Source organism: Paenarthrobacter nicotinovorans (assembly GCF_007670255.1).
GTDB lineage: Bacteria > Actinomycetota > Actinomycetes > Actinomycetales > Micrococcaceae > Arthrobacter > Arthrobacter nicotinovorans_B.
Window position 1 is genome coordinate 74,322 of record NZ_SZVS01000004.1, and the last position, 24,927, is coordinate 99,248.

Genomic DNA, 24,927 nt, shown 5'->3' on the forward strand with positions numbered 1-24,927 from the left:
CTAGATTGCAGTAAGCCTCCCCTCATCGTGCATCTCCGTGCGGGGTATTCGTACATCCCGCCGAGATGACCCGGCGCGGGGGAGTCGGCAATAACTGACACACGGTGAGGGACCGGCTTACGGGCGGCACGCTCGAGTGCATACCCCTCGTCATGGCAGCCTTATCATGAGCGTGACATACAAGGCACTCACGAGAAACAATGGGATGTGATGAACGAGTATGAGCGAGATTCGCGGCAGTTCATGCTCACGCTGATTGCAGAACATCCGCATCTCCGACCCGGCTATGAGGAGCATCTGGAGGACAATGACGGGGAGCTTCTGCCGCACTTGCTGATGGCCGATATTTGCAGGTGGGTACTCGCGGAACAGGACTCCAACCCGCTTCGCGTGCTGCAACTTTTGTCGTGGCTGGAGGTTCACTTCGCGGGCGTCGGAGATGTGATGGACGACGTTGATAACGTCATCGCGGTCTCGTTCATCGAACACCTCCCCTTGCCGTCTGAGCCAGGAGCTGGCGTTGTTCTTCTCCTTGGGCGAAAGATGAAAGCAGAGTACGAACAGATTTTCTCTTAGCCACGGTAGAGGATCGGCTCACGGGCGCCGTTTGAGTCGGTCACCAGCGCCACCTCACCTTTGAGCCTCGCACCCCACATTGTCTATCAGTCTGCGCACGTCAGTCCTCCAGCCACTTCGGCAGAGGGATACCGAGGCGCTCAAGAAGCCGGACGACGGTGTCCTCGACGAATATGTCGGCTGGTTCTTCAACAGCTTCAGAGGCCATGAATGCCCTCAGTTCTTCCGGGGAAACAGCAGTACCGACCTCCATGGAAGCCCAAGCGGAGAAGCTGTTTGAAACGGCCACTAGGTCCACGGGCTCGCTGGCGTCTGGGTTATCGAAATAGTCCCGCGGCTGGAAGCCCAAATAGAAGCGGCCCGAGGCTCCCTCATGCGAACGGTAGTCGATCGTCGCGATGTCGCTGTCATGCACCGAGATCCGAAGCAGCCAGTCATTCGTCTCGTCATTCCTGGACCACGACCCCGCTCTGTAGACGGATGTCTCAAAATTGCCCATGTAGGTTCCTTTCCAGCGAGAAAACACACCGTTTCAAGGCCTCTGGGCCCTGGCGCGAAGACTCAGCAGAGCTGGCTGCTACGCATCCCACTCATTCATCGAACGAAATATGGTTCCAGTCGGCCGCCTCGCGCCAGCCATCCCTGCCAAAGGACCACGCCGTGATGAGATCATGAGCGGCGCGCAGGTCGGCGACCACGGTGCCGAAGTGCTGGTCTGGGCTACCGTCGCGGAATTCCACTACAAACTCTCCAGCGTCATTGCGGATGGACTGGATATACGTCTGGCGGGTTGTGTCAGCTATGCGCTCAATAACCAGGAATTGTTTGCGTCCCTGCTCGATGTCCTCGAGCAGGAAAAACAGGGCGTCCGCGGAGGGATCCTCCCATGTCTCGCCGGACCCGTTCATTGCCTTCAATAACGCCACTGGAGCTCACCCATTCTCTTATCTCGGGCAGTTGTCCCACCCCTCGGGAAAGTGTACGGGCACTGCGGAACCGGCGTTGATGGCCCGCCTGTGTCCGCAAAGCTCGCACCTCTCCAGGTGCCCGGTAAGGGATCCCTCACCGGCCGTTAGCCCGCTCGATGGGTAGGTTTCAGCGGCGATAAACTGACCGTCCCGGAATGGAAAGGGCGACGAGGACATATCTGAGCCGGTGAGGATTGAACTCAACGAAGACCAGGCACTGGTGTTGTTCGAGTGGTTATGTTATTTGAACAACGGTCGCCCCAGTTGTTAGTCATCAAGCGCAACAGCGCGTCCTGTGGGACATGCAATCCGACCTTGAGTCAGTTCATGTCGCGCCCTTTGAAGCAAATTACGACGAGCTGCTAGCACAGGCGCGAAACCGCGTTGCAGATGCCGGCCATAGACGGCTTACTTCTTTGAACTGGAACGTCCGGCAAGGGATCCCCAAGCGGGCGCTGGAGCGTACGGAGAGCCACCGGCTTACGGGCGCGGGTTTAGATGGATTTCTGCTTGCCCGCTTCGACTCTAGTTTTAACTAGGATCTCAGCGAAGTGCCGACGGTCGAGGTAGTCCGCGCCGGCCAGTCGGATGATGCGACCCATATAGGGGTCCCTTTGGGCCATCTTCCTGTCGCCAAGACTAAGAGTGGTGCAGCCGGCCCGTCGTTCCGCGCGGTCTCTGGATGCGCACCAGCTCATTAGCACGACTACAGGCGTGATCGAAACCAGCATGAGAATGCCCAGAACGTCGATGAACCACGACTGTGGAAATGCGCATTGTTCAGTAAGAAGACCACCGTGAGCACCCCAATTGCTATTGAGGTAAAACGGATCCGCCATCTCCAGAGAGCGAAAGTTGTGGGGCCCTTTATCAGGGAGGTTTCGGAAGGGGCCACCGTTTCAACTTTCCGTATGCACAATCAGTAAGTCAGTTTAGGTATCAATTACCCCTGCGGAGTCTCTAACTCTTATCGTGTCACGCCAGAACGATGTCCTGAGAATACAAGGAGTCCGCTGCGCGTCCGCCTAACGGGCGGACAGGGTAGGTCGTTCGTACGCCCTGGTGATCGGGGACAATGTCTCTATGTCGCAGAATGTTGAGATGCACCGGGAGATGCCGTGGCCGTTCCCGGATGACCGCTTTCCCCAAGGCCTCGGTGCCGTGGTCATGAAGTCGGTCCTTTCTGGTGAACGACCTGTTCTTCAAGTCCTTCACGACCCAGAAAACGGATGGGGTTTCGCTGATGGAGTGGATGACGCGAATACTCCTGGCGGAGCAGTTGCTGCACACATCAGTCACGTCACACGGCTGGACCCGACGCTTGCGGAAATGGCGAAGTTGCCTCCTGGAACGCTGGCTGACCGTTTGGAAGTCGGTGGCGAGTGGCACATTCGAAGCTTCGCATGGGACGAAGAACCGGCGTTGCCAGGTTCCCAAGAACACAGCCTTACGGGAGCAAATGGCACTGGAACTAATTTCGAATACTTGTCACCTGGTGTTCGTGTTGTTCATGATGCTCTGGAGCTTGCGATGGAACCCGAGCTGTGGACTGTTGACCTGCGCGATGGTTCACAGCTGACAGTGATGGCCCACTCTCGGACTGTTGAAGGCAATGAAGTGGTCTTTTCCCTGCTCTTTAGTGGGAGGCCCAACGTGCTAGTTGAGACCCTTCGGATCCCCTTAGCCCTTATGCCGGAAGACTACTCGTGAAGCACACCTACAACTCCCACTTGAAGAGGGGATGAGGACCATGTGTGACTTACCGAAGCTCAGTCGGGCGGTATCGCGTGCTTTGCGCCACGAGCCCTGGCTTTACGAACTGGAATTGGACGGGGAAGGGTGGACGTCGGTGGACGACCTGCTTCAGGCGCTCCGGGGAGAGTCCCCTGAATGGGTGAACCTTGAAGTCACGGACCTGGAAAATATGCTCTTGTCCTCCCCTAAGCGACGCCATGAACTGAGCGGGGGCCGCATTCGGGCTCTCTACGGTCATAGTGTCCCGACCCGCATAGTAAAGCCACAAGAAGGTCCACCCCAAAAACTGTTTCATGGAACATCCAGGGAAAGCCTTGAAGCTATTCAATCAGAGGGTTTGCGGCCTATGCGACGCCAGTACGTCCACCTATCCGAGGACGTCGAAATGGCCAAGCAGGTGGGACAACGAAAGGACACTGACCCGATTCTCCTTCGCATTGACAGCGCGGCCGCACACGGAGACAACGTCAAGTTCTACCGTGGCGGCGAAAAAGTATGGCTAGCGGATGGAGTTCCTGCCGCGTTCATATCGGTCGTTCCGCAAGATGAGTGAGTTCATCCGCGGCTTTCGTGGGGTCGCAGGCGAAAAGGGAGCCAGAAGGAACTGGTCACCGGCCGGATACATCGATGCGTGGAAATCTTTCGTGGCGGATTGCGAAGAAGGGTACCAGTGGAGCATCTACGAGTACGAGAACGAACTTGAAATTAGGGATGTTATCGACAAAGTCCTCACTGCCCCGGAACTCACGGCGTACCCTGAACTGGCCACTTTCGCGGAGGCAATCGCCGACACGGACGAACGTTTCGCCGCACTTCTACGCTCAGGGCCATCCGTCTTACCAGAGACCGCATCCTGGTGGAACCGTAATTTGCCAGGACAAGCCGGCCCTCATCTGGTCGCAGACGCCGAAGCGCACTACGCCGTCCACCTCCGACCGGTAGAGCCCTGACGAACTTCACGTGTATGAGACACATAACTCCAACGTCAAATAGGGTGCGCTCAGGGATCCTCCTAGGCGAAATGCTTTAAGCTGGCCGTCGGATGGAGGGCAGCCTTCCGAAGCGAATCAAGGCTCAGGCTAAGTCCTCAAAGCTCTCCTCACCTGGGCGCCAAACCATCCAAGCTTGATCGGAGAATCCCATCAGATGCGCTATCTCGACGTAGACATCTTCCCTCGCCGGATGTATCACTATCGTTCCCGTATCGAGCTCGTCGCGTAGGCCACTACCTGTGGCTTCGCTTGTCGAGGTAACCGTGCCGGGGGTCAAGCGGCGTAGTGCGTCCGCGTAGCCGAGGTCTTGCTCATGCCACGAACGGCCAGCTGACTGGACGACAGGCCATACGTAGCAGTTAAGGGTAACGGGACCGCCGTCAGACGTCCCGTCGAATCGCAATTGCACATAGTCGTTCAGAACGAACTCGACAGAGTACATCCGGTCACAGACCAGCCGCGAAAGTAATTCGTTGGGCACATACGGTGCTACCGCCATCTTGGCACCTTTCGATTTCAACTATGGCGCCAGCATATGGCGATCTCGGTCATTGCCGTGAATGTCGTGTGGTATCGCCGTGCGCAGGTAGTTCACTTGTGGACGCCCGGTAAGGGATGGGTCAACGGACACATGCCATCACTCTTGATGGCTCAGCCAGCCATCTAGCGCCGAGAGTCACAGCGCTGCAGCTTCAGCACCAACGAGTCTAATGTCAGACGTCGGCTGTACCTTTGCGAGTATCAGTCCCCGAGCGAAGGAAGAGCACGATGCCACCTAACGGCTACCCCAACGCAGTCGCGATCTCGCGGCTGAGCGAGGGCGAGACGTCCCGTGAACCTCAGAATGTCCGCGCGATCAAGTGGTTACTGGCACAACCTGGTGGGCCCGTTGTCGTTGTGACGCCGCGCAAGGACTTTGAAGCAGCGAGCCTGAAGAAGCTCGTTGCACACCCCCGCGTGACACATCGCGTCTGGCGGGGTTTCTCACCAGGGGTCCTCTCCGGTGCGAGGGTTATCTACGCCTGGCCTGACCGTCAACGATTGGACGATCTTTGGGGGTGCGGAGCAGACGCAGTCGCCGTCATCGAGTGGAATGAACCGGACACCGCTGAATGGATTGCTGACGCAAAGCCAGTGCAGCTTTTTCACGACCAAACGGTCGAAGCAAATGGGCTCGCTGAGGACGAAAAGACACAAGCACCGCTTCCTAACGGAGTAGAGGGCATCCTGGAGCACATCGCACGCATGGCCGCCGGCTACTCATCCGGCCTGAAATGGAATGAAGAAGACATGCTCAAAGCTGACATGATGAATCGCCCCGATCGATGGGCGCCAATCACAGTCGACCAAGTGCGCAATAAGTGCCGCGAACTTGGGATGAGACCTAGGGACGTAGATACGATCGCAGGATTCATCCAACGCCGCAAAGAAGGGCGACGCTTTAACGTGAGTGGCTCCTATCGCGGGTTTCAGTTCAACTGAGAGTGATACAAGGAACTTCTGGTTTGCGGCGCTTGGGCAGTACATGGCTTTCTTACCGCACCGCGTCACATAATGCTGTGACACGCAGCTGGGGATCGGCCGTTCCGGGCGAATAGTCAGCGCTTACGAGGGACATTGACTCGAACGTCGGCGGCTTGAACTTCATCGAGCACCCATCGTTGGTACTTCGGGTGGTCTGGGTATTTTATACGAAGGTAATCCCGGACTACGTTCCCTGGTCGCTGCTCGTTGGTATACCCGAGTTCCCGAGCGAGTTCGGCAGGTTGGTATGAAGCCACAACTCTGAGTGTAGACGCCACCTGAGCGCGTCAGGACTGACTGGCCGTTGAGCACGTATACCGATCCCCTAACGGGCGCTGGAGTGTCCGCAGAGCCACCGGCTTACGGGCAGCTACGAAGGAGGTTCACGCGCTACACCACCGTATGATCCAGCTATGACTGTTCCAGACCTTGGGTTTCTTACCGAAGACCTTCAGCGTGGAGCACGGTGCGACCCGAACGGTGAAGTAAGTTGGCCGATATCCCAGCCCCGGCCGTCATTGAAGCTCTTGCCGATTCAGGTTGGCTGGTTCTGGGACTGGATATCAGGGACTACCAAGGTGACGGCACGTTCCTCGAGGTGCTCTGGTCGACCGAGGTTCCGATGTGGAAGAAGCCCGCGCCTTTGCACTATCCGTACTCAGCCGCGGAGATCTCCCTGGCGACTGGGTCCTGATTACGTGGTGAGCCATCCCTTATGCCGAGCGTGACACCAGAATGCGCAGAGGCTGGTCACCTGGAAGATCACAGCATTCGATCACCAGTTTCCGTTTTAGGAGGCCCATGAAAATCGACCAGATCAGTAGGCAGTTCGCCGTTCATCTGGGAGTTACTGGCCCGCTTGTCGGTCACGTCAAAGCTGATGCCCGGTTGCGCGGGATGATGGTATTTGAGCTCGACCTGTCGGGCCTCCCGGACGTAACTGCTCTCTGTCAATACCTCGAATCATAGTTCATGTATCCCTATAGAACTGTGGGACTCGATGCAGCAATTGACTTGATCTCGGACCTTCAATGGTTCGGATGCACGCACGGATATCTGTTAGTCGTCCTCGGGGCCGCCGACTCATCTCCAGTTGCATGTGACTTCGCATCCATACTTCCCGGCATTCTTGACCGGTGGCGCACCCAAGAGGTTCCCTTCACTGTTGTGATAGATGGGAAGGGCGAATGTCTGCAAGCTGCCATAGCAGCCTCCAATGCAACGCTGGAGGAGCAGGGCCGTCTACCGTGGGCCCAGCCTGGCATTGGTCCTGTCGACGTCGTCGTCCACCCAAATGGAGGCGAGCCAAACGGATGAGCAGTATTGTCCGGTGCCCGGTAGAGGATCCTCTTACGGACGCCCAATCCGACGATGTAATACTGCCGGCAGTAGGTCATCCCCAGCCACTCCACCGTCAGTTGCTTAGAACAAGTTCCAGACGTCTCTCATAAGCCAAAGGAGTCCCAAGACCAAGAGAAATGGGGGTATGAGATAAAGAATCCACGTGGCGTGGATTTTTGGTTTTGCCATGCCAACCCCTCTATAGAAGTTCGCCCGCGCCTCTTCTCACTTCGATGCGGTGGCCAAGTGCGCAGAAGCGGGACAACGGGACGTTCTCCTTTAAATCCTACGGACAGTCCGGTGGACAGTTTGTGTGTTCTCGACGGCACACATCAGGCTTGCTGAGATCTACGGCCTCATTACGCCGACGATGCAGAAAGCCAAGAAAAACCGCCCAGCACACCCGATCGGCGGCCAGCCTTCGGGGCACCAATGGTCGTTCGGTTGAGGATCGGCATACGAGCCGGCGCGGCATCACCCCGACGCACTCATTTGGAAGTTTTGAGACAGGAAAGCCTCTGGAACGGATCTACTTATTGCTGTTTGGGGACTTCAGATTTTCTTTGAGTCCGGAACGCAACGTAGCGAAGATCAGGATGGCCATAGCCACTGCGGTGAACCAGAGACCGGTTGATCCCTGAATAGCGAGAATCACGGAGACAACCAGGATCACCGACCCAACGACAAGCAGTCCCCAGCGTCCTGCATTCATCATTCCCCCCGTTCTGCGGCAAGTGGATCCAGCCTTTGTCGAACATAACACTCGCGGCTGTCCACAGGCGCCCGTTAGGGGATCGGTTAACGGGCGGTGATTTATGAAGTCGGACGTAGTCCACGACCAACCTATGTGGTTCGGACATCGGTGCCGGCCCGGCTCTAGTCACTTGCCCGATTGTCGGCCGTAGCGTCCGGCGTGCTCACGTAGTGGAGAATGTCGATCATGGGTGTTGTTTTTGACTACTTCTCTGCTGCCTCCGATGAGGAAGCAGCCACGGTGATCGATCGTGTCGGCGGTCCCATATCCCAGGCGACGATCACTCCGCCGGCCGAGCCCCGGCGAGGCATCTTCGGCCGCAAACGCCAACCGGCGGCCGTGACCTACCAGAAGGTGGGAGTGTTCGACGCGGTATCCGGCAACGGTATTGATCCCGTCGTGCAGCTGGGAACACTAGAAGAGCTGCTCACCGGACGGCCTTTCGACGATGTCATGGACGATCCACGCAGCGGGCAAGCCCTCGCGGATCGGGAAGGTGGGGAGCGTCTTGTACTGACCCTCACGGAGCCCCTTTGCACAGCGTTGGCCACCGCTTCCGACGAAGCCCTTGAGCAGGTAGCGATCCCATGGTCGGAGACTGAGGAGTTCTGGAACGCAGCTGACCCGGCCCTTCTTGCCGACTTCTTAAAAGATTTGGCCGGCCTGGCCCGACGATCCGAAGCTTCCGGGCAGAGGCTTTACTGCTGGGTGTGCGTGTAGAGGACATTGCTGGGTGCGCGCGTAGACAGCGCAGCCTGGTCGAACACTTCAAACGCCCGTACGGGGTCCTTCTCCGAGAGACAGTCTCCACAACGCGACCGTCCACAGCTATGGCTTGCGTAGTAAAGGAGCGTTGTCTCTAGTGCAGAATGAGGGCATGGATGAAGTGGTCATCGGTCATCACGGCGTACTTATCGTTCGCGCGGAACGGAAGAAGCCCAATTCTGATGGGACATCCGAGTACCTCATCGTCACAGCGGACTTGGGTGGACTTCGAGCCAGTAAACGGGTCTATGACTTCGACGGGTGGTCTGCACTTCTTTCCTATTTTGAGGAACTCGAACGCGACTGGCGGGGCTGGGACGGCGACAAAAGCTTCGACTCCTTGGAGCGGGATTTCCGATTATCCGCAAAACACGATGGTCATGTTCGTGTCACCTTCGAAATAGAGAACTTCGACCGGCCGGATCCGTGGACAGCCATGGGTGTGGTTAACCTGGACCCCGGCGAAGAACTGACCGCTGCCGTCGAATCCCTACGGGCACTACTGACCGCACGGTAAAGGATCCCCTACCGTGCGGCACTGCTCGGTCTGCTGAAGTCAGATAAAGAAGTACACCCCTGCGCCCGTGGCCTTTGGCGGTTTCGATGACACCCTGAGAACCTGCGCTTCAACCAGCGTCGCGGTTCCCTCGTCCGGTCACGTTAGCCGACCGCCGTCGTCGTCCCGCGCAGCTGCAGTTTCCACGGCGAGGCGACCCGCACGCCCTCTGCAGGGGCGATTCCCTCGAGCCGGTCCAGCAGCATCCTCACCACCTGCTCGAAGATCGGCTCCGGTCCCACTGTTGTCAGGGCTGGATCGTATTCCTGCCCCTCGGTGGAATTCCCCACGCCGACGATCTGGACATCCTCGGGCACGCGAAGCCCCAAGCGGAAGGCGGCCCGGATGGCCTGCAGTGCCTCCATGTCGTCGGTGCAGAGGATGGCGGTGGGGCGGTCCGGAAGTTGCAGCAACTCGAGCGCCGCCTGGTACGCCAGGGCGGGGCGGTGCTGCGATGTCCGGACCAGCGACTCATCCGACGGTATGCCCGCCTGTTCAAGCCCCTGCACGTAGGAAGCGAATCGGCTCGCAGGTCGTCCCGCCGGGTCGGCCCTGCGAATGCACGCAATCCGACGGTGCGAAGCGGTCAGGAAGGCCATCCCCTCAGCCAGTCCAACCTCCGGTTCGGGAGCCAGAACGTCGAAACCATGGGGTTTCATGGTCCCCGAGATGACCACCTGGGCAACACCGCGGCGGGCCAGCTCGGTGACCGTTTCGTCCTCCGATTTCGCCTCGGGAAAGTAGCCAATAATGACGCCGTCGGCCCCACCTGACATCATGAACTTACGCCAGTCTTCGCCCAAGAGGATCACCGGCTGATAGCCATGCTCGGGAAGGATGTTCGCCGCCGTAGTAGCCAGCGCCCGGTCCCAAGGCCATTCCAGATTTCCGATAGCGACGGCGACGACGTCGGTTTTGCCCCGTCGCATCCCACGTGCGGCCTGATTGGGCACATAGCCCAGCTCCTTCACGGCAGACAACACCCGGTCCTGGGTCGGCTGACTGATCCGCGTGGTCCCACCGTGACGACCGGACAGCACGTACGAGACAGTGGTCAAGGAAACGCCCGCAGCGGTTGCGACATCCCGGATAGTGGGTTTGGGTCCTTTGCTCACGGGAGGCTCCTGACAGACGGCGGTCCTTGAACTCTACATTCCCGGGCCGGACTGCCCTTGACGCAATTAGTTAAGAACGTGAACAATTAAAGATGTCGGCATGGATCAAAAGGGAAGAATCATTCAATGAAGAACTGGGCAGGAAACCTCGAGTATTCGTCCGCAGAAGTGCAGCGGCCCACCTCCGTGGAAGATCTGCGGGAGCTCGTGGCCAGGGCGACTCAGATCAAAGCCCTCGGCTCCCGGCATTCCTTCAACACTGTTGCCGACACCCCGGGCACGCACCTTCTCTTGGATGCACTCCCCCAGGAAGTTGTCCTCAACAGGGATAAAGGCACCGTCAAGGTCAACGGCAGCATCAGTTACGGGGCCCTGGGCCGGACGTTGGAGGAGCAGGGTTACGCCATCCACAACCTTGCGTCCCTTCCGCACATCTCCGTGGCGGGTGCCATCCAAACAGGCACCCACGGCAGTGGGGTCAACAACCCCTCCCTGGCGGCCGCCGTCGTGGGTATCGACCTGGTGCGCGCCTCAGGTGACCTGGTCACCCTCACGGCCGACGACGACGAATTCCTCGCCAGCGTGGTTAGCGTGGGGGCCCTTGGCATCGTCACTGGGCTGGAGCTCGCGGTCCGTCCGAGCTACGAGGTCCGGCAGCGCGTGCTCACCAATCTCTCGTGGGACGGCGCCCTGGCGAACTTCCAAGCCATCGCGTCCAGTGCCTACAGCGTCAGTTTCTTCACGAACTACACGGGCGACACCATCCCCCAGGTCTGGCTCAAAGCACTTGATACCGAGGCCGCCTTGCCTGACCTTTTTGGTGCCACCCCGGCCACAGTGGCCATGCATCCTTTGCCGGACATGTCAGCCGAGAACTGCACCGAGCAATTGGACGTCGCCGGCAAATGGTTGGATCGCCTGCCGCACTTCCGTCACGAATTCACTCCCAGTAACGGGGAAGAACTCCAAAGCGAGTTCCTGCTGCCACTGGACCAGGCGCCGGCAGCTTTGTCCGCCGTTCGTTGCCTCGCGGACAAGCTGGCACCGTTGCTGTTCATCTCGGAAATCCGCACGATTGCCGCTGATGAGTTCTGGTTGAGCCCGTTCTACAAGCAGCAAAGCGTGGCCCTGCACTTCACCTGGAAGCCGATGCAGCCGGAGGTAGAAGCCGTCCTTCCTGAGCTGGAGGAAGCATTGCGGCCGTTTGGTTCACGCCCGCACTGGGGCAAGCTGTTCACGCCGGACCAGTACGACTTTTCCGCGCTATACCCACGGTTCGAGGACTTCCGTGCCCTGGCTCAGGCCAACGACCCCACGGGCAAGTTCCGCAACGGACTGCTGGACAGCGTGTTGGGTGTGCCCGTGGTGTCGTAGCTCGTGGCGTGGCCGCCGTTGCGTCGTTGGCCCGCTGTTGCGTCGTTGGCCAACGACGCAATAGCGGGCCGGCAACGGTTTACTCGATGTGGGCCAGCACTGCGCCAGCCGTGACAACTCCCCCGGGCGCGGAAAGTACTTCCGAGAGCGTGCCTGTGCGGTGTGCCGGGACCTGGGTTTCCATCTTCATGGCCTCCAGGACAACCAAGGGGTCCCCGGCAGCCACGGTGGCACCGGGTTCCACGAGCCACTTCACCACGGTGCCGGACATGCTGGAGACAAGGGCTGATTCGGCAGGCGCATCACCTGTGACAGAACCCGTCTGCCCCGTGACATCCGCCGCTGCCGGCAGACCTTGCCCCGAGCGGGCCCAGCCGTCCAGCAGATCCGCAGGAAGACCCACAGCAAGCCGCTTGCCGTCGACATCCACGGTGATGGTGCGTCGTTCGCCACCGGGGGCCGCAGCGCTGTAGTTGGGGTCGACGGGGATCTGGTCCGCGAAGTCGGTCTCGATCCACCGGGTGTGCACGCGTAGCCCGACCACGGAGGTGAAATCGTCAGCCTCGAGAACTGCGCGGTGGAACGGCAAAACCGTGGCCAGGCCAGAGATGTTGAATTCCTTCAAGGCACGGCGTGCCCGGCGAAGGGCCTGCTGCCGGTCAGCCCCTGAGACGATCAGTTTGGCCAACAAGGAATCGAATTGCGGCGGAACTGTCGAACCCGAGCGCACTCCGCTGTCCACGCGGATCCCGGGCCCCGTGGGCACCTCGAAGCCGGAAACCGTGCCCGGCGAGGGCAGGAACCCACGGCCGACATCCTCAGCATTGATCCGGAACTCAAAGGAGTGCCCCTGCGCAACGGGATCCTTGGTGATGCTCAGTGGCAACCCGGCAGCAACGCGGAACTGTTCCTGCACAAGGTCGATCCCCGCGGTCTCCTCAGTGATCGGGTGCTCCACCTGAAGGCGCGTGTTGACCTCGAGGAAAGCCACGGCTCCGTCAGCGGACACAAGGAACTCCACAGTCCCTGCGCCGTAATAGCCGGCCTCACGAATGATTGCCTTGGCTCCGTCGTAGATCCGCTGGCGCTGCTCGTCGCTGAGGAAGGGTGCCGGAGCTTCCTCAACGAGCTTCTGGTGCCGGCGCTGAAGCGAGCAGTCGCGGGTTCCCACCACAATGACGTTGCTGTGCTTGTCAGCGACGATCTGGGCCTCAACATGCCGCGGGCGGTCGAGATACTGCTCCACGAAGCACTCGCCTCGACCGAAGGCAACTACGGCTTCACGGACTGCGGAGTCAAAGGCTTCTTCGACTTCTGCCAGTTCACGGACCACTTTCAGTCCGCGGCCGCCTCCGCCGAAGGCTGCCTTGATGGCGATCGGGAGTCCGTGCTCCTCGGCGAAAGCGCGTGCTTCTGCGGCAGAGGACACTGGCCCGTCGCTGCCGGCAACCAGGGGCGCCCCGGCACGCACCGCGATTTCCCGGGCGGTGATCTTGTTGCCCAACTGGCGGATCGACTCCGGCGAGGGACCGATCCACTCAAGCCCGGCGTCGAGCACTGCCTGGGCGAAGTCTGCATTCTCGGAGAGAAAACCGTAACCGGGGTGGACGGCGTCCGCGCCGGAACGGGCAGCCACGGAGAGCAGCTTTTCGATATTCAGGTAGGTGTCAGCGGGGCTGTTTCCGCCCAGGCTGTACGCTTCAGCTGCTGCGCCGACGTGCATGGCATCGGCATCAATATCGGCGTAGACGGCGACGGAGGCGATACCGGCGTCGTCACAGGCTCGGGCGACGCGGACAGCGATTTCGCCGCGGTTCGCGATCAGGACCTTGCGCATCAAATACTCACTTCTCTGGGTTCTTGCTGAAGTCTGGGGTGTCGGAGACGAGCCGGAAACGGATCCGGCCGCCGATGGGCACTTGCGCCGCCAGGTCCAGGTGTTCGTCGCGAACCACGCCGATCACTGGATAACCACCTGTTATGGGATGGTCGGCCAGGAAGAGCACGGGCAGTCCTGCGGGCGGGATCTGGAGGGCGCCGGCCATGGTTCCTTCGCTGGGCAACTCGCCCTCGCGGGTGCGCTTGAGCGGAGTGCCGTCCAAGCGCATCCCCACCCGGTTCGACTGCGGGGTGACCAGCCAGTCCTGGCCCGTCAGGGACTCGAGGGCAGTTTGGTCGAACCAGTCGTCGCGCGGGCCCGGAACGACGTCGAGAACGGTAACGCCGTCACCGGGAAAGTCCGGTTGCAGCTCAGGGTTGCCGACGGCGGTTGACTCGGTTGAGTGCCCTGCCGGGAGTTCCTGGCCGACAACCAACGGCGCCGGACCGATGCCGGACATCGTATCCGCCGATCGGCTTCCAAGAACCTCGGGCACATCCACTCCGCCGCGTATTGCCAGATAGTTCCGGAACCCCGCTTCGGGAGCGCCCACAGTAAGGACTTCGCCGTCGAGCAGTGCGAAAGGTGCGGCCACCGGGACGGTCCGTAGGGCACCCGGCTGGACGTCGCCGTCGTCGTCGGACTCAACCCACGACGGCGACTGAACGGTCAGCGTTGTCGGCGCACCGGTCACGGCAAGTACTTGGTCTCCGACAGCTTCCACCGTCAGCCCGCCGTTGACGGACTCAATGGCCGCGGCTGAGGGGGCGTTGCCCACCAAGCGGTTTGCCCTGCGCAGCGAAGCCCTGTCCAAGGCGCCCGCAGCAGAAACACCGAGGGGGCCGTAGCCACGACGGCCCAGGTCCTGGATAAGGCTCTGAGCACCGGGGTTGAGAATCCGAAGACCAGGACCGGTGTGGTGGTCCGAGTCGGCCGTGGAGTCGTCCGCGGAGGTGGTCACGATCTCGCGGACGGCCCGGTACTGCACGCGGTCTCCGGGCCGAACAAGCGCCGGCTGGCGACGGTCCAGATCCCACATGTGGGCCCCTGTCCTGCCTATCAACTGCCATCCACCGGGCGAACGTCGGGGGTAGACGGCGGAGTATTGACCGCCGAGGGCCACGGATCCCGCGGGAACCGCCGTCCGTGGGGATGAGCGGCGCGGAACCGTAAGGGCCTCGTTTTCGCCCACCATGTACCCGAAGCCCGGCGCGAAGCCAGCGAAGGCCACCGTCCAGATCTGTCCTGTGTGCGCCGCAACCACACCATCGATGCTCAGTCCGGTCAGTTCCGCGACGTCGGCGAGGTCCTCGCCGTCGTACACGGTGTCAATGACAACCAAGCCGGAATCAGTGACTTCCGGAGCGTTGAGCTCCAGCTGCAGGAGCCGTGCACCGATGGCGCGGGTTGCGGACGCCGACTCGCCGACCACCATGACCGTTTCCGCCGCGGCCAGGACGTCCACCTGCCCCGGCAACGGGGATTTGTACAGCATGTCCTGCAAAGCAAGCACGTCCTGCAGGCCATCCAGCTCGGCCAAGACAGCCCGTGTGCCAACTGGCCTGACGGAGCGGACCTTTTTTGCAGTGGTGGTGTGCATTGCGGTTTCCATCTTTAACTAAGCCGCTGGCTGGGTGTTGGCGGTCTGCAGCAAGCGCTCTTCTTCTTCCGGCTGGGGATCGCGACCCATGAGCATGCCGACAATGGTGACGATGGCTGCAGCCAGGAGGTAGAGGGCAATCAGGTACCAGCCGTGGTTGGCTGCACCATAGAGCGCGGTGAAGATGATGGGTGCCACTGCCCCACCGATCACGCCTGCCAGGGTGTAAGCCAGCGAACTGCCGGCGTAACGAAGCCTGGCCGGGAACTGCTCAGTGATGAAGGCTGCCTGGGGTCCGTACATGAAGGCATGCAGTGCCAGGCCAATCACGGTGCCGATAGTGAGCATGAGAACCGACTTGCCCTGGATCATCAGGAAGAACAGCGGGATGTAGGCAGCGGTAGCTGCTGCGGCGATGCCGTAGACCCAGCGACGGTTGAACCGGTCGGTCAACGCGCCGGCAGCTGGAATCAATACCAGTTGGAACGCTGAACCGATCAGGATCGCGGACAGGACGTTTCCGGTGGTCATCCCCAGTTCCTTGGTGGCATAAACGGCCACGAACACCGTGAACAGTGCGTAGAGGATGTCGGGGCAAACACGGGAGAGGGCTGCAGCCACCAGAGCCTTCGGCTGCTGCGTGAAGACCTCCTTGATGGGCGCCTTGGGACGGTCTCCTTGGGCCTGGATGGCCTTGAAGACTGGCGTCTCTTCGAGCTTGAGACGAATCACCAGGCCGAAGACCACAAGGAGTGCCGAGGCAAGGAATGCCACTCGCCAACCCCAGGAGAGGAAGGCTTCGTTGCTGAGCGATGCGGCCAGCACGGCAAGCACACCGTTGGCCATGAGGTTACCCGCGGGCGGTCCGATCTGGGCGGCGGATGACCAGAAGCCGCGCTTGTTGGGGTCGCCGAATTCGCTGGACAGCAGGACGGCGCCACCCCATTCGCCACCGACGCCGATGCCCTGGGCCAGCCTCAAGAGCACCAGGATGGTGGGTGCTGCGACGCCAATCACCGAGTAATCCGGCAGCACACCAATGAGGACTGTGGCCACACCGATCAGCACCAAGGTGAAGACAAGGACGTATTTGCGGCCGATCTTGTCGCCCAGGCGGCCAAAGATCACGCCACCGATGGGACGGGCCAGGTAGCCGACAGCGAACGCCGAGAACGAGAGGAGCAAAGCAACGAATTCGTCGTTGCCGGGGAAGAAGATCTTGGGGAATACCAGAGCCGAAGCCACTGAATAGATCGCAAAGTCGTAGTGCTCCAGCGACGTGCCGGTGAGGCTGGCGATATAGGCCTTGAGTGCGCCGGGCGGTGGCTTCCTCGTCACTGCCTTCGCTGCGTTGTTGGTGCTGGTCATGATGCCCTCCGGGGGGATGAGGTGTGGTGCGGAGTCCAAGTGGGAGTGGGTTAGAGGAACGAGCCGATGGTTACACCGGCATCGCCCAATGCGGACTTCACTGCGGCAGCCATTGCAACTGCGCCGGGTGAGTCACCGTGGACGCAGATGCTCTCTGCGTTGATTTTGAGGATGGAACCGTCGATTGCTTTGACGGATTGTTCGGTGGCCATCCGCAGGACATGTTCGGCCACTTCGACGGGATCGTGAAGGACGGCCCCGGGCTGGGAGCGCGGGACGAGCGTTCCTTCCGGGGTGTAGGCGCGGTCGGCGAACGCTTCGGAAATGCCGCGGAGGCCCGCTTCTTCAGCCAGACGCAGGACTTCAGAGCCGGGCAGGCCGAGGATCGGAAGGTTGGGGTCCACCGATTTCACAGCATCAACCACAGCACGCGCCTGGGCCGTGTGCTTGACGATCGCGTTGTACAGGCCGCCGTGGGGTTTCACGTACTGCACCCGGCCACCGGAAAGAGCTGCCAGAGCCTGCAGCGCACCGATTTGGTACACCACGTCGTCAGCCAACTCCACGGGGTCAATATCCATGAAGCGACGGCCGAATCCCGCGAGATCGCGGTACCCGACGTGGGCACCAATGACGACGCCGGCCTGGACCGCCTTCGCGCAGGTGCTGCGGATAACGCTGGGGTCACCGGCGTGGAATCCACAAGCAACGTTGGCACTGGAGACGGACTGGAACATGGCAGCATCGTCGCCTAGCGTCCAGCGTCCGAATGACTCTCCGACGTCGCTGTTCAGGTCGATTGTTGCCATGGTGTGATCCCTGCCTCGTGATGCGCGTTACATCCAGCATGCACCAAATCGCTGGATTGTTCAACAATCCGGCGATCCTTATTTTCGGCGATCGTGTAATTTTGTGGTTATGGCCGGAGCAGATCAGGAATCAAGCGAACATCCCGGCCTGGACGGTGCCCGCGCACGCATGCGGCTCAGGGTTCCTTCAGTGGCCGAACGCGTAGCCGAGGAACTCCGTTACCAGTTGGCAGAGGGCTTCCTTGTACCCGGCGCCAAACTCACCGAGGCCACCATCGCCGAGGATCTTGGCGTTTCCCGGAACACCGTCAGGGAAGCCTTTGCCGAGCTCGCCGCCGAACGCCTCCTGCTCCGCCAGCCGAACAAAGGTGTGTTCGTAGCCACCCTCGAGGCAGGTGACATCCACGATGTCTACACCGTCCGTCGCGCCATCGAGGTCAGTTCCATCCGTGCGGGAGGTTCGCCGGAGCGCATAGCCGCCGTCAGGGCCGCCGTCGACGAGGGAAAACGCGCCGCAGCGGCTGACGACAACGAAGGACTGGGCAGCGCGAACCAGCATTTCCACGGGGCAATCGTGGCTTTGGCGGAGAGCAACCGCCTGAACACGATCATGGCCCAGATCCTGGCTGAGATGAGGCTTTACTTCCACAAAGCCACCGTCAACGCGCACTTCTACAGCGACTGGCTCGCGGAAAATGAGCAGATCTGCGCAGCGCTGGAGGCCGGCGAACTGGAACGCGCGGGCGACCTGCTTCTTGCCTATCTCAACAGATCAGAGCAGCAGCAGGCCGCAATCCACGGCGAATAGTCAGCGCTTGCCCTTTTTCCGCGAACCGCGGCCGCGTCCTTTGTCCGGGTTGGGTGCGTAGCGCTGGGCAACTGCGGGCTTTTTCGCACCCGATGAGCCCCGGCGATCCGGCTTTGGCGCCTTCTTGGGCTTCTCCTGCTTGGCGGACGGTTGGCGGGAACTCTGCGCGGTCCGGCCACGCACGATTCCAATGAATTCCTCGACCACCGGGCTGTCCGTCCCAACAAGCCATGCCAGACCGATCTGCGTTCCGGGAGCACCGGTGAGGCGTCGCATCACAGTGTCTTTGGCGTTCAAATGCCGAGCGACGGACATGGGCATGATCACCAGACCGGCGCCGGAAGCAACCACTTGGAGGGCCATGGCCGGGCCACCCATTTCCTCTACGTCAAGGAAGTTCTCGTCGGCCAGGTCCTCCAGCGCCACTTCCTCGAACACGGAAATCTCGTGGCCTTTGGGCGCCACTACTACGGGTTGCTCTTCATACAAAGGGATGACGTTCAGGCCGTCCCGGTCCACGGGCAACCGAACAAAACTGAGGTCCGCGGAACCGTCGCGCAACACCGAAAGCTGCGAGTCGTCGTCGGACATGAAGGAGTGCAGAGGAACATCCGGCATCCGCTCTTCCCAGCGGCGGATCCACTTTCCAGGAGTCACGCCGGCGACGTACGCAAAGCGAAGCGCGGGTTGGGACCCGGGAGTTTCCGTGGATTCTTCAGCATCTGGCACACACTCACAGTACCGGCCAGATACCCTTGAAGCATGACGTCCTCGAACTCCCAGTCCATGAAGCCGGCAACGGTCGCCAAGAAACTCGGCATCTATCTGCCCGCGACACCCCAGGAGTTCCAGGATTCGTCCATCTCCCGCGAGGAATTCAACGAACTCCAGGCCAACCCGCCGGAATGGCTGGCCGAGCTGCGCCGCAACGGCCCGCACCCGCGCCCGGTCGTGGCGCAGAAACTCAACATCTCCATCAGCGGCTTGGCCCGCGGCGGCGTACAGGAAGCACTCACGACGGCGGAAATCACCGAACTGCTGCAGACTCCCCCGCAGTGGCTGGTCACCGAACGCGCCACCCACGCTGCTGTCCGCTCCGAGGCCCAGCGCGTCAAGGAAGAGGCCCACAAAAAGGCCGCGACGAAGGAAGCCCGGGAGAACGCCGCAGCCAAACGAGAAGCTCCCAAGGGAACCAAGCGCGACCGCGCATAAGGCCTGATCCAGCTATGGCCGGGACCCGCGTCCCGGCCATAGCTGTTTAACTAGTCCTGGTGCAGTTGGACGTAGTTGCCGCAACCGTCGTCGAAAACAGCGCTGATGCCCGACGGATCCTCTGCCGGCTCACCCTTGAACTTCACACCCGCAGCCAGCAAGCGCTCGTATTCGGCCTGGACGTCGGGCACGCCTAGGACCACCGCGGGCATCCCAGCCTCATAAACGGCGTTCATGTAATTCGCGCCGATGGGGTTGTCGCTGGGCTCCAGGAGCAGCCCGGTGGCGTTCTCACCGGCGCCGGGATCCTTAATGATGAAGAGGTTGTACTCAGGCATCGCCATCAAAGTCTCGAAGCCCAACGTTTCCGTATAGAACGTGTGGGCTGTTGCCGGGTCCTTGACGTGGATGCTGCACATTTTCAGTCTCATGGTGCCAAGGCTACGCCCCGGGTGCGACAGGAAGACCCCTCGCCTCCACGGGACGGCGGCCGCGGTCATGGATCCGCGGCCGCCGCCAACCCGTTAGGGTTCGATTCGCCAGAACGTGCGGACGATCTCCCACGCAAAGCGCGTCAGATTGACCAGCAGGTTCAGGCAGCCCCAGGGCTCGGGACGTTGCCGCCGTCGAGACATGGTGCACCCCCTCCCTTGGATGGGGTGCGACCGCGGTTGGCGTGCTTGCACGCCGTGCGCGAAGGGGCATACTCTTGAAGTGTGAGAGTCAAGGGTATGTCCTTGAAATCGCACCAAAGAGCGCATCGCGCTGAACAAAGACCCGATTGCACTCGGGTCTTTTGTTTTTAACGATGCAGCAGACTCTTGCCCGCTGACATCGAGTCTACCGAGAGTTCACTACCTGATTTGCCGGGGACACAAACCACCCTCGCCTCCACGCATCCCCCGGCGCATACTGGTTTCAAAGCAGCGAATTCGCCTGGAGGTGGTCCGATGCCCGCAATGATGCTCCTGTGGGGCGTTGCCTTGGTTCTTGCAACCGCGGCAACAACATACGTCTTGCGCAGAAAACTCACCTACGGACGCGGGCCTGAGCCGGACACGGTCTTCTGGGATCTGTTCGCGGGATTAACGGTGATTGCACCCGCCATTCTGGTTCCCAGCGTGCAGTGGCCACCCGCCGGATTGGTGATGGTCACCCTGGCAGGAACGACGGCGGCCGGGACCTTGGGTGCCATCCGGAAAGTCGAGCGCGTGCACGCTGCCGAGCCCCGGCGTCGTGCTGGTTTTGCCGACGACGCCGCGCGCCACCAAAGCATCCTGGCTCAATGGCGGCGTTACGAACTGGATCCGGCGCAGACCATCGATTTTCCGGCCATGACTGACGTGCGGACCCAGGAAACGGCGGCACTGACCCGGGCCATGCGGGAGGCCGAGTACTGCAAGGTGACCGCCGGGACCGACTACCGGGCCGCCGTCGAACGCCTCGCCCAAGCGTTAACCGAAGCGGAGCGGGCAGCCGGCGTCCCCACAGCTGCCCTGCCTGCGCCGAGATGACAGTTAATGACAATCCCGGCGATCAGCATTGTCATCAAATGCCAACTCGGCGGGAGTGCTAGGACTGGGAGGCGCCCGTGCGGGAGAAATTCCTGAAGAACTCCGGCCGCACCCGGTACATCACCAGCATCACCACCACGCCCAGCAGGATCACGCCCATTCCAAGGATGAACACCAAGCCAATGCCGCCCACCGATGAACCCGAACCATAGGCCGGATCCAGGGAATCAACGGCAGTCTTGACGAACATGACCAGCAAGATCACGCCGCCCAGCAGGGGTGCCAGGAACTTGAAGAAGAAGGAGCGGACACCGCTGAACGCCGAAGCCCGGAAGTACCAAACACAGGCCAACGCGGTGATGCCGTAGTAGAAGCAGATCATCATGCCCAGCGCGGTGATGGTGTCCCAGAGGGCATTCTCGGAAACTGTCCGGGTGATCACGTAGAAGCCCGCAGCTGCGATGGCTGCGGCAATCGTGGCTGTGCTCGGGGATTTGAAAGTGGGACTGATGCGACCGAACTTAGGCGAGATGGCGCGGTAGTGACCCATCGCCAACAGCGTCCGGGCGGGTGAGACGAACGTCGACTGCAGGGATGCCGCGGAGCTGCTCAGGATGGCCAGGGACATCAAAATCGCGAAAGGACCCATCACCGGACCGGCCAGTACGGCGAAGATGCTCGACTGGTTCTCCGGGTTGCCCGCACCCAGGCCCGTGTCCCCCACGCCGGCGAAGGACAAGGTTGCCAGCGCAACGGTCATGTAGATGATCACGATCACCAACACGGTCACGGTTGCTGCACGGCCAGGGGTTTTTTCGGGATTCCGGGTTTCCTCGTTCATGGTCAGGGTGACGTCCCAGCCCCAGTAGATGAAGATCGAGAGGGAAACACCCGCTGTGAATGTCGTGAAGGAGTCCACCGCAAACGGGTTGAACCAATCGGGCGAAATGGCCGTGGCGTCGAAGGCCGTGCCGTTGGCTACATGCGAAAACGCCGAAACAGCGAACCACCCAAGGACCAGCAACTGGAAGGCCACCAGCACGTACTGCACGCCCTTGGTGGTTTCCATGCCCCGGTAGGAAATCCAGCAAGCCACCGCGATGAACACCAAGGTGGTCGCGATGTTCAAGGGCAGGATCTTGCTCAGCTCTGCAAGCGACGGATCGCTGAACACCTGCCCGAGCATCAAATAGAAGAAGTCCACGGCGACCGCGGCAAGGTTGGACAACACAATGATCGTCGCCGCGATGAGCCCCCACCCGCCCATCCAACCGATCCACGGACCGAAGGCGCGCGTTGCCCACGTAAAGGAGGTTCCGGCGTCGGGCATGGCGTTGTTGAGTTCGCGGTAGCCGAGCGCCACCAGCAGCATCGGGATGAAGCCCACCAGGAAGATCGCGGGAAGGTGGACACCCACCTCGGAAACGGTGGGGCCGAGCGCCGCGGTCAGCGTATAGGCCGGCGCGATGCAGGAAACGCCGATCACGACGGCGCCGATGAGGCCCACCGATCCGGCTTTCAGGCCCTTCTCACTCAGGGCCGAATCTTTCGACTGGACCGTCTTTGGTGCAGTTGACATGGGTATTGCCTCTCGGGCGACGGCTAGGAGCGCTGTCGCGTGTAGTCGCGGGGAACCACGATCATTGGAACTGGCAGGGCACGCAGGATCCGGTTCGCGGTGGTGCCCAGGAAGGTGGCGCGGTGCTGCGCCAGGCGGCTGGAGCCGATGAGGAGGATTTCGCCGTCTTCCCAGTCGAGTCGATCCACGGCCTCCTCGATGGTGCGGCCTTGCGCGACGACGATTTCGGGTTCGGTGCCTGCCTCACCGGGGGCGGAGCCGGAGTCGGAACCCCCGACGGCGGCAAGACGGTCGGCGGCATGCACCCAGGCGGCGTCGGCGAGCCCGGGCGAATTACCGCCGTCGAGCGCCAACAGGGAGACGAGCCGCAGCGGAAGGTGGCGGTCGCGCGCGGACTCGACGGCGACGTCGAGCAGTTCATCGGCACCGGGCCGGGCCCCGAAACCGCAGCTGAGCCGGGTGATGCCTTCCGTCCGGTGGTAGCCGTGGGGCGCCAGGGCAACCGGGACCGGTGAAGAGTGGAGCAACGAACTGGCCACTGAACCGATGGTGAACCGCTTGAAGAGGCCGTTGTTGGTGGCGCCAATGACCAGCGCGGCCGCGTCGAACTCGACCGCGGCATCAATGAGCGCCTGCGCTTCGGAGTCCCCGCGGCGGATGTGGGCACGTGCGGTGACGTCGGCCGGAACCAGGGCGAGGCCGCCGTCGAGCCATTGCCGGGCTTGCTCGTTAAGGATCGAGTCGTAGCCTGGCTCGGGTGGGTACACGGCGTTGTACGGCGAGTCCTCCGGGACCACCAGGACCAAGTCCAGGCTGGCGTCCTGGCCGCGGGCCATCGCAATGGCGAGGTGGACGGCGTCGCGACCCCTGGCGTTGGCGGTGTAGCCGACGACGTAGCGCATGATTCTCCTTAAACAGTGCTGCCGGCAGTCCGGGGACGGCACTTCCCCCGGACTGCCGGTGACTGGTTTTGTGGTTTAGACCGCGACCGACGCCAGCTTGTTGGCTTCGACGATGCGTGCTGCGGTGGCCTGGCCCATGCGGACCGCGCCATCGACGTGCTGGTAGCCCTCAGCTGCGAGGTCGGACGAGGACCAGTAGATCGGGCCGACGTTCGCGTGCTGGTCCTTGCCGTAGCGGTGCAGGCCGCCGAGGTCGTAGCTGGAGGCGTACGCGCCGCGGGTCCACTCTTCGGAGCCCCAGTCGGACTCGTAGTAGACCTCGGGAGTCAGGGCCTTGTCGCCGAGGAACCCGGCAATGGATTCCAGGATGGCCTGCTTGCGGTCTTCCGCGCTGAGCTCGAATACGGCGTCGGCCTTTTCATCGGATACGAAGCCCACCAGGGTGCCGCGGGTGTCGCCGTGGTTGGTGTTGTCGTAGACCTCCTGGACCAGCGCACCGGCGCTGAAGCCCGTGCCGGACAGTCCGTCTTCGCGCCAGAACGGCGTCTCGTAGACGGCGTGCACCTTGATGACCAGGCCCAGGGACTGGTGCTGGTGCATCTGGTGCTGGCGACGCGGCAGCGGCGGGTTGAAGGAAACGCGGGAGTACAGGTTCGGCGGGACAGCCATGATCACGTAACGGGCGCTGACCGTCGCACCGTCGGAAACGACGGTGACGTTGTTGTCTTCCCAGTTGATGCTGCGCACCGGGCTGTTGAGAACGACGTCGGAACCCAACTCGGCTGCCTGCAGCAGGGAAACCTGCTGCATGCCGCCGATCACGCGCTTGTCCAGGATGAAATCCTCATCCGTCAGGTGCGTGAAGGAGCCGGCAGAAGCGGCCATAAGGATCGCCTGCAGGGCCGAGAAGGCGTGGGCGGGCTTGGTGAGCATGCCACCGGCGATGAACAGGCCGATGTTGTTGCAGGCTTCCTCGTCATTCGAGTTCTGGCGGAGCCAGTGGTGGAAGGAGATGGTGTCCAGCTCGCGGGCCTTGGGGTGTGCCCAGGGTTCGGAGGGACCGATCTCCGCAGCGAGCTCATCCAGGATGGCGACGAGCTTGTCCATTTCGGCCTTGGTGGTCTCGTCGACCGGGAACGTGTCGCCGGTGTAGCGGGTGGCCTTGCCGTCTGCGCCGATGTAGACGGATTCGCCATCGCGGTAGCGCGAGTACATTTTCAGGCCGAGCTCGTCCAGCAGGTCCATGAGGGCCGTCTGGTCGGGGGAAACCCACTGGCCGCCGATCTCCAGCATGGCGCCGTCGATGGTGTCGGTCCAGGTACGGCCGCCCACGCGATCGCGCGCTTCGAGCACTGCGACGCTGAGTCCGGCCTTCTTCAATTCGCGTGCCGCCGTCAACCCTGACGGTCCGGCACCGACGATCACAACGTCGCGATCAAGATTCTGCATGATGTCCTCTCCGTGGCCGTCCGTTGGTGGCTGACCAATAAATGAATGGCATTCATTTATATCCATAGTAGCGGCTGAGTGAGCGGC

Annotated in this window: 26 protein-coding genes; 13 read left to right on the forward strand and 13 right to left on the reverse strand. The window is 61.4% G+C overall.

Annotated features, from left to right (window positions below; translation table 11 throughout):
- The first annotated feature begins 210 nt into the window (after positions 1–210).
- Entirely contained in the window at positions 211–576 is a 366-nt protein-coding gene (locus FDP28_RS07515; protein ID WP_144660101.1) for a DUF7674 family protein, read from the forward strand.
- A 100-nt stretch (positions 577–676) separates the two neighbouring features.
- Here the strand turns inward: FDP28_RS07515 and FDP28_RS07520 are convergent, their stop codons facing one another.
- Together FDP28_RS07520 and FDP28_RS07525 are read right to left on the reverse strand one after the other, a co-directional pair.
- Positions 677–1,075: a hypothetical protein gene (locus FDP28_RS07520; RefSeq protein WP_144660103.1), complete on the reverse strand. Its 399-nt coding sequence runs from the start codon at positions 1,073–1,075 to the stop codon at positions 677–679.
- Between the two features lie 91 nt (positions 1,076–1,166).
- Positions 1,167–1,493 (reverse strand): hypothetical protein, encoded by a 327-nt coding sequence (locus FDP28_RS07525; protein WP_222120620.1) that lies wholly within the window; start codon positions 1,491–1,493, stop codon positions 1,167–1,169.
- Between the two features lie 1,134 nt (positions 1,494–2,627).
- On the opposite strand from FDP28_RS07525, the gene FDP28_RS07530 reads away from it, so the two are divergent.
- From FDP28_RS07530 to FDP28_RS20490, 6 genes are all read left to right on the forward strand, one after another.
- A complete protein-coding gene (locus FDP28_RS07530) occupies positions 2,628–3,254 on the forward strand; it encodes a hypothetical protein (RefSeq protein WP_144660105.1) in 627 nt (208 codons plus the stop codon).
- A gap of 40 nt (positions 3,255–3,294) precedes the next feature.
- A complete protein-coding gene (locus tag FDP28_RS07535; RefSeq protein ID WP_144660108.1) occupies positions 3,295–3,852 on the forward strand; it encodes an RNA 2'-phosphotransferase in 558 nt (185 codons plus the stop codon).
- Positions 3,845–4,249: a hypothetical protein gene (locus FDP28_RS07540; protein WP_186313567.1), complete on the forward strand. Its 405-nt coding sequence runs from the start codon at positions 3,845–3,847 to the stop codon at positions 4,247–4,249. The genes FDP28_RS07535 and FDP28_RS07540 overlap by 8 nt, the downstream gene beginning before the upstream one ends.
- A gap of 810 nt (positions 4,250–5,059) precedes the next feature.
- A complete protein-coding gene (locus FDP28_RS07550; protein WP_144660114.1) occupies positions 5,060–5,773 on the forward strand; it encodes a hypothetical protein in 714 nt (237 codons plus the stop codon).
- A 532-nt stretch (positions 5,774–6,305) separates the two neighbouring features.
- Positions 6,306–6,509, forward strand: a complete 204-nt coding sequence (locus tag FDP28_RS07555) for a hypothetical protein (RefSeq protein WP_144660117.1) — start codon at positions 6,306–6,308, stop codon at positions 6,507–6,509.
- 107 nt (positions 6,510–6,616) lie between these two features.
- The gene (locus FDP28_RS20490) at positions 6,617–6,784 is read left to right on the forward strand and encodes a hypothetical protein (protein ID WP_186313548.1); all 168 of its coding nucleotides are present in this window, start codon (positions 6,617–6,619) and stop codon (positions 6,782–6,784) included.
- Positions 6,785–7,685: 901 nt separating this feature from the next.
- Here the strand turns inward: FDP28_RS20490 and FDP28_RS07560 are convergent.
- Entirely contained in the window at positions 7,686–7,871 is a 186-nt protein-coding gene (locus tag FDP28_RS07560) for a hypothetical protein (protein WP_144660119.1), read from the reverse strand.
- Between the two features lie 225 nt (positions 7,872–8,096).
- On the opposite strand from FDP28_RS07560, the gene FDP28_RS07565 reads away from it, so the two are divergent.
- Both FDP28_RS07565 and FDP28_RS07570 read left to right on the forward strand, forming a co-directional pair.
- Positions 8,097–8,630 carry a hypothetical protein gene (locus FDP28_RS07565; protein WP_144660121.1) on the forward strand — a complete coding sequence of 178 codons (534 nt, stop codon included), beginning with the start codon at positions 8,097–8,099 and terminating at the stop codon, positions 8,628–8,630.
- 157 nt (positions 8,631–8,787) lie between these two features.
- Positions 8,788–9,192, forward strand: a complete 405-nt coding sequence (locus FDP28_RS07570) for a DUF6228 family protein (RefSeq protein WP_144660124.1) — start codon at positions 8,788–8,790, stop codon at positions 9,190–9,192.
- A gap of 143 nt (positions 9,193–9,335) precedes the next feature.
- On the opposite strand, the gene FDP28_RS07575 is transcribed toward FDP28_RS07570, so the two are convergent.
- Positions 9,336–10,346 (reverse strand): LacI family DNA-binding transcriptional regulator, encoded by a 1,011-nt coding sequence (locus tag FDP28_RS07575; protein ID WP_144660126.1) that lies wholly within the window; start codon positions 10,344–10,346, stop codon positions 9,336–9,338.
- 126 nt (positions 10,347–10,472) lie between these two features.
- On the opposite strand from FDP28_RS07575, the gene FDP28_RS07580 reads away from it, so the two are divergent.
- Positions 10,473–11,720, forward strand: coding sequence for a D-arabinono-1,4-lactone oxidase (locus FDP28_RS07580; protein WP_144660129.1), 1,248 nt, complete (start codon positions 10,473–10,475; stop codon positions 11,718–11,720).
- A gap of 79 nt (positions 11,721–11,799) precedes the next feature.
- Here FDP28_RS07580 and FDP28_RS07585 read toward each other — a convergent pair whose 3' ends face one another.
- Genes FDP28_RS07585 through FDP28_RS07600 form a run of 4 tightly spaced genes read right to left on the reverse strand, consistent with a single transcriptional unit; the run spans position 11,800 to position 17,376 of the window.
- Positions 11,800–13,557, reverse strand: coding sequence for an acetyl/propionyl/methylcrotonyl-CoA carboxylase subunit alpha (locus FDP28_RS07585; protein WP_144660131.1), 1,758 nt, complete (start codon positions 13,555–13,557; stop codon positions 11,800–11,802).
- A gap of 7 nt (positions 13,558–13,564) precedes the next feature.
- Positions 13,565–15,211, reverse strand: coding sequence for a 5-oxoprolinase subunit B/C family protein (locus FDP28_RS07590; RefSeq protein ID WP_144660134.1), 1,647 nt, complete (start codon positions 15,209–15,211; stop codon positions 13,565–13,567).
- A gap of 6 nt (positions 15,212–15,217) precedes the next feature.
- Complete coding sequence (locus tag FDP28_RS07595; RefSeq protein WP_144660137.1) at positions 15,218–16,567, reverse strand: MFS transporter; 1,350 nt, start codon at positions 16,565–16,567, stop codon at positions 15,218–15,220.
- A 50-nt stretch (positions 16,568–16,617) separates the two neighbouring features.
- On the reverse strand, positions 16,618–17,376 hold the full coding sequence (locus FDP28_RS07600) for a LamB/YcsF family protein (RefSeq protein ID WP_144660139.1): 759 nt from the start codon (positions 17,374–17,376) through the stop codon (positions 16,618–16,620).
- Between the two features lie 109 nt (positions 17,377–17,485).
- Here FDP28_RS07600 and FDP28_RS07605 point away from each other — a divergent pair, with 109 nt between their 5' ends.
- Positions 17,486–18,184 carry a GntR family transcriptional regulator gene (locus FDP28_RS07605; RefSeq protein ID WP_144660141.1) on the forward strand — a complete coding sequence of 233 codons (699 nt, stop codon included), beginning with the start codon at positions 17,486–17,488 and terminating at the stop codon, positions 18,182–18,184.
- Here FDP28_RS07605 and FDP28_RS07610 read toward each other — a convergent pair whose 3' ends face one another.
- Positions 18,185–18,913 carry a LysR family transcriptional regulator substrate-binding protein gene (locus FDP28_RS07610; RefSeq protein ID WP_144660143.1) on the reverse strand — a complete coding sequence of 243 codons (729 nt, stop codon included), beginning with the start codon at positions 18,911–18,913 and terminating at the stop codon, positions 18,185–18,187.
- A gap of 33 nt (positions 18,914–18,946) precedes the next feature.
- Here FDP28_RS07610 and FDP28_RS07615 point away from each other — a divergent pair, with 33 nt between their 5' ends.
- Positions 18,947–19,396 carry a DUF5997 family protein gene (locus tag FDP28_RS07615; RefSeq protein WP_144660146.1) on the forward strand — a complete coding sequence of 150 codons (450 nt, stop codon included), beginning with the start codon at positions 18,947–18,949 and terminating at the stop codon, positions 19,394–19,396.
- 50 nt (positions 19,397–19,446) lie between these two features.
- Here FDP28_RS07615 and FDP28_RS07620 read toward each other — a convergent pair whose 3' ends face one another.
- Positions 19,447–19,827 (reverse strand): VOC family protein, encoded by a 381-nt coding sequence (locus FDP28_RS07620; protein ID WP_144660149.1) that lies wholly within the window; start codon positions 19,825–19,827, stop codon positions 19,447–19,449.
- A 519-nt stretch (positions 19,828–20,346) separates the two neighbouring features.
- On the opposite strand from FDP28_RS07620, the gene FDP28_RS07625 reads away from it, so the two are divergent.
- Complete coding sequence (locus FDP28_RS07625) at positions 20,347–20,910, forward strand: hypothetical protein (protein WP_144660152.1); 564 nt, start codon at positions 20,347–20,349, stop codon at positions 20,908–20,910.
- Positions 20,911–20,968: 58 nt separating this feature from the next.
- On the opposite strand, the gene FDP28_RS07630 is transcribed toward FDP28_RS07625, so the two are convergent.
- From FDP28_RS07630 to FDP28_RS07640, 3 genes are all read right to left on the reverse strand, one after another.
- Positions 20,969–22,489: an APC family permease gene (locus tag FDP28_RS07630; RefSeq protein WP_144660154.1), complete on the reverse strand. Its 1,521-nt coding sequence runs from the start codon at positions 22,487–22,489 to the stop codon at positions 20,969–20,971.
- A gap of 23 nt (positions 22,490–22,512) precedes the next feature.
- Positions 22,513–23,391, reverse strand: coding sequence for a universal stress protein (locus tag FDP28_RS07635; RefSeq protein ID WP_144660156.1), 879 nt, complete (start codon positions 23,389–23,391; stop codon positions 22,513–22,515).
- A 75-nt stretch (positions 23,392–23,466) separates the two neighbouring features.
- Entirely contained in the window at positions 23,467–24,840 is a 1,374-nt protein-coding gene (locus FDP28_RS07640) for a flavin monoamine oxidase family protein (protein ID WP_144660158.1), read from the reverse strand.
- Positions 24,841–24,927: the final 87 nt, after the last annotated feature.

Bases quoted from the DNA above. Each gene is read 5' to 3' on its own strand.
- FDP28_RS07515 (WP_144660101.1), top strand. From the start codon at position 211: ATGAACGAGTATGAGCGAGATTCGCGGCAGTTCATGCTCACGCTGATT.
- FDP28_RS07520 (WP_144660103.1), bottom strand. From the start codon at position 1,075: ATGGGCAATTTTGAGACATCCGTCTACAGAGCGGGGTCGTGGTCCAGG.
- FDP28_RS07530 (WP_144660105.1), top strand. From the start codon at position 2,628: ATGTCGCAGAATGTTGAGATGCACCGGGAGATGCCGTGGCCGTTCCCG.
- FDP28_RS07535 (WP_144660108.1), top strand. From the start codon at position 3,295: ATGTGTGACTTACCGAAGCTCAGTCGGGCGGTATCGCGTGCTTTGCGC.
- FDP28_RS07540 (WP_186313567.1), top strand. From the start codon at position 3,845: ATGAGTGAGTTCATCCGCGGCTTTCGTGGGGTCGCAGGCGAAAAGGGA.
- FDP28_RS07550 (WP_144660114.1), top strand. From the start codon at position 5,060: ATGCCACCTAACGGCTACCCCAACGCAGTCGCGATCTCGCGGCTGAGC.
- FDP28_RS20490 (WP_186313548.1), top strand. From the start codon at position 6,617: ATGAAAATCGACCAGATCAGTAGGCAGTTCGCCGTTCATCTGGGAGTT.
- FDP28_RS07560 (WP_144660119.1), bottom strand. From the start codon at position 7,871: ATGATGAATGCAGGACGCTGGGGACTGCTTGTCGTTGGGTCGGTGATC.
- FDP28_RS07565 (WP_144660121.1), top strand. From the start codon at position 8,097: ATGGGTGTTGTTTTTGACTACTTCTCTGCTGCCTCCGATGAGGAAGCA.
- FDP28_RS07570 (WP_144660124.1), top strand. From the start codon at position 8,788: ATGGATGAAGTGGTCATCGGTCATCACGGCGTACTTATCGTTCGCGCG.
- FDP28_RS07580 (WP_144660129.1), top strand. From the start codon at position 10,473: ATGAAGAACTGGGCAGGAAACCTCGAGTATTCGTCCGCAGAAGTGCAG.
- FDP28_RS07585 (WP_144660131.1), bottom strand. From the start codon at position 13,557: ATGCGCAAGGTCCTGATCGCGAACCGCGGCGAAATCGCTGTCCGCGTC.
- FDP28_RS07590 (WP_144660134.1), bottom strand. From the start codon at position 15,211: ATGGAAACCGCAATGCACACCACCACTGCAAAAAAGGTCCGCTCCGTC.
- FDP28_RS07595 (WP_144660137.1), bottom strand. From the start codon at position 16,567: ATGACCAGCACCAACAACGCAGCGAAGGCAGTGACGAGGAAGCCACCG.
- FDP28_RS07600 (WP_144660139.1), bottom strand. From the start codon at position 17,376: ATGGCAACAATCGACCTGAACAGCGACGTCGGAGAGTCATTCGGACGC.
- FDP28_RS07605 (WP_144660141.1), top strand. From the start codon at position 17,486: ATGGCCGGAGCAGATCAGGAATCAAGCGAACATCCCGGCCTGGACGGT.
- FDP28_RS07615 (WP_144660146.1), top strand. From the start codon at position 18,947: ATGACGTCCTCGAACTCCCAGTCCATGAAGCCGGCAACGGTCGCCAAG.
- FDP28_RS07620 (WP_144660149.1), bottom strand. From the start codon at position 19,827: ATGAGACTGAAAATGTGCAGCATCCACGTCAAGGACCCGGCAACAGCC.
- FDP28_RS07625 (WP_144660152.1), top strand. From the start codon at position 20,347: ATGCCCGCAATGATGCTCCTGTGGGGCGTTGCCTTGGTTCTTGCAACC.
- FDP28_RS07630 (WP_144660154.1), bottom strand. From the start codon at position 22,489: ATGTCAACTGCACCAAAGACGGTCCAGTCGAAAGATTCGGCCCTGAGT.
- FDP28_RS07635 (WP_144660156.1), bottom strand. From the start codon at position 23,391: ATGCGCTACGTCGTCGGCTACACCGCCAACGCCAGGGGTCGCGACGCC.
- FDP28_RS07640 (WP_144660158.1), bottom strand. From the start codon at position 24,840: ATGCAGAATCTTGATCGCGACGTTGTGATCGTCGGTGCCGGACCGTCA.